We start from the raw sequence: 2846 nt of genomic DNA, 5'->3' as shown, positions 1-2846 counted from the left end.
AAGTGAAACGAAATAGCGCCGATGGTAGTGTGGGGCTTCCCCATGTGAGAGTAGGACATCGCCAGGCTTTAAATTTAGTTTTTTCCTTTTTAAAAAGGCGAAGACAAAAGTTAAGAGAGCCCGTTTGTAAAAGCGGGCTTTTTTAGTCCTCACGGACACAAATAATGTGCTGATATGGCTCAGTCGGTAGAGCGCATCCTTGGTAAGGATGAGGTCCCCAGTTCGATTCTGGGTATCAGCACCATTTATTGTTTGTTTTATGTTTTAAATTAAAGCCTAAAACAAAATGTAAAGAATTTTGCTTGGCGACCATAGCATTTTGGACCCACCTGATTTCCATGCCGAACTCAGAAGTGAAACGAAATAGCGCCGATGGTAGTGTGGGGTTTCCCCATGTGAGAGTAGGACATCGCCAGGCCTACTTCCTTGTTTTCAGATTTTGAAGATCTGAAGGCAAAACTAGATAAAGCACGCTAACCATAAGACTTTATTTAGTACACAATACCACTGCGGAGTGGTAGTTCAGTTGGTTAGAATACCGGCCTGTCACGCCGGGGGTCGCGGGTTCGAGTCCCGTCCACTCCGCCACTTATATTAAGCCCTAGTCGAAAGACTGGGGCTTTTTCGTTTGGTCGTGTCCCCTAGAAATGCATTTACACATTGAAGGCGAGACAATACGACTTTCTTTACCCTTTTGGCACATGAGTTTCTCAGGAAGATGAGCCTGCTGCCTGCACTTCCAATTACTCCGAGTTTGTATCCTGTCCTCGTTGAAAGATTGGTCATTTGAACAATGAGTCTTTATAACACTCGCCCTCAACCGTAATAGAATGAATAGTCTTCCGTACTGCGTGTTTTGTTAGCGTCTCTCTTAAACAATAATTTTCTACATCTTATTTCTCAAACATTCATTGCTTCCATGTTTAGAGCGGGACCGTCGTTGCGTGGATTACGCAATTTCCCGAAATATAGTGAGGAAGAGAGCTAAGTCTTCCGAAAATTAATGCCTTTTAGAAAACTTTGTTTTCTTTGCTGAACTTGCTAGTAGCGATTAACCTAAGAGGAGTTCTTGAGGAGTATGTTTGATGATGCAACAAATAAAAAATGAAACGCTGAAATCTGTATTTAAGCAATGGTCTTCCGATGAGGGAATTGTGGTCATCAACCCTGCAACTGAGCAAGAGTTAATTCGGTTAAAGCCTAGTACTCTTGATGAGTTAGATGATCTCATTGGTCAGTGCAAAACGGAGCAAGTCCGTTGGGCTAAATTAAGTGCCAAAGAGCGCTCTCGTCGTTTGAGGGGGTGGTATCAACTACTTCTTGATAATGCAGAAGACATAGCCACGATTATTACCTTAGAGCAGGGTAAACCTTTAGCTGAGAGCAAAGGGGAAGTGATGTATGGTGCCTCTTTTGTCGAGTGGTTCTCAGAAGAAGCAAAACGTGCTTATGGCGAAGTTATTCCTGCCCCCACGACAGATAGACGTCTATCTGCAATTCGCCAGCCTGTGGGAGTATGCGCTGCAATTACACCTTGGAACTTCCCTATTGCGATGATTACAAGAAAAGCAGCACCAGCCCTAGCGGCAGGTTGTGGCATGTTGATCAAGCCATCAGAGCTTACCCCTCTCACTGCAATTGCTGTTGTTGAATTAGCTTATCAGGCTGGTATCCCTAAAGAACTGCTTTCTGTCGTGGTGTCGGAGCAGGCTGCTGAGTTTGGTCAAGTACTAAGTACTGATCCTAGGATTCAGAAGATCTCTTTTACGGGGTCTACGCGAGTCGGGAAAATTTTGATGAAGCAAGCCAGTGATTCAGTCAAGGCGGTGTCGATGGAGTTGGGTGGTAATGCGCCTTTCATCGTGTTTGAAGATGCAGACTTAGATGAGGCTGCGGAAGGGCTTGTCGCGTCGAAGTTCCGTAATGCAGGGCAAACATGTGTTTGTACCAATCGGCTATATGTTCATAAAAATGTAAAACAAGCTTTTATTGATAAAGTATTGTCGAAGTTAAGCAAATTAAAGCTTGGAAATGGTTTAGAGAAAGGTGTCACATTAGGTCCTGTTATTACGATGGCCTCTAAGCATCGACTAGAGGCGGTGATCGATCAAGCTGTACAAGAAGGAGCCTCTATTGCTAACTCTCCACAGAGACGGCCTGGTCGCTTTATGGAGCCCGTTCTTTTGGATAGTGTGACGCAGAATATGTCGATTGTTCAGCAAGAGCTATTCGGGCCTGTGTTGCCTATTGTTACCTTTGAAAATGATTATCAAGTTCTCGAAATGGCGAACGATACAGAATATGGTTTGGCTTGCTATTTCTATACGAATAGCTTGAAGCGTATTGTGACTTTTAGTGAAGGTTTAGAGTACGGCATGGTTGGAGTTAATGAAGGGATCATCTCTACTGAAGTGGCTCCATTTGGTGGAATTAAAGAGTCGGGTGTTGGACGGGAAGGTGCTAAGCAAGGACTCGATGAATATCTGGAGACAAAGTATATTTGTCTTGGTGGTTTAAGCTGATTTCAGAGATGGCCGATTGAATTAAAAAGCTAGGTTTTTACCTGGCTTTTTTTTAGTTGAAAGATACACCATTTGCCACGCGCGTTTGTGGTTAATATTTTCTGGTTACTTAGTGAGTTGATAGTTAGCTTGCGGTAAGCGGTTTTTAATAATCAAAGCGCTTATGTTATTTCGTGGGTAGTAGGAGAGAGCTTAGCTTTAAACTAATACAAAAAAGCCGCATCAAGTGATGCGGCTTCTTCTAATATGGCTCCTCCTGCTGGGCTCGAACCAGCGACCTGCGGATTAACAGTCCGTCGCTCTACCAACTGAGCTAAGGAGGAA

At 43.7% G+C, this 2846-nt stretch carries 1 protein-coding gene, 3 tRNA genes and 1 rRNA gene; 4 read left to right on the top strand and 1 reads right to left on the bottom strand.

The window, feature by feature from the left end:
• The first annotated feature begins 168 nt into the window (after positions 1 to 168).
• The 4 genes from R7O13_RS23815 to R7O13_RS23800 all read left to right on the top strand — a co-directional run bounded on the left by R7O13_RS23815 (position 169) and on the right by R7O13_RS23800 (position 2522).
• A tRNA-Thr gene (locus R7O13_RS23815) sits at positions 169 to 244 on the top strand.
• A 57-nt stretch (positions 245 to 301) separates the two neighbouring features.
• Positions 302 to 418 (top strand): 5S ribosomal RNA (rrf, locus tag R7O13_RS23810).
• Positions 419 to 511: 93 nt separating this feature from the next.
• Positions 512 to 588: transfer RNA gene (locus tag R7O13_RS23805), tRNA-Asp, on the top strand.
• A gap of 497 nt (positions 589 to 1085) precedes the next feature.
• On the top strand, positions 1086 to 2522 hold the full coding sequence (locus tag R7O13_RS23800; protein WP_213969985.1) for an NAD-dependent succinate-semialdehyde dehydrogenase: 1437 nt from the start codon (positions 1086 to 1088) through the stop codon (positions 2520 to 2522).
• 247 nt (positions 2523 to 2769) lie between these two features.
• Here the strand turns inward: R7O13_RS23800 and R7O13_RS23795 are convergent.
• Positions 2770 to 2845, bottom strand: a tRNA-Asn gene (locus R7O13_RS23795).
• Position 2846: the final 1 nt, after the last annotated feature.

Source organism: Vibrio sp. Y176 (genome assembly GCF_033438945.1).
The sequence above is the reverse complement of the archived record's forward strand: the minus strand, read 5'-3'. Positions and strand labels throughout refer to the sequence as shown.

Bases quoted from the DNA above. Each gene is read 5' to 3' on its own strand.
- R7O13_RS23800 (WP_213969985.1), top strand. From the start codon at position 1,086: ATGATGCAACAAATAAAAAATGAAACGCTGAAATCTGTATTTAAGCAA.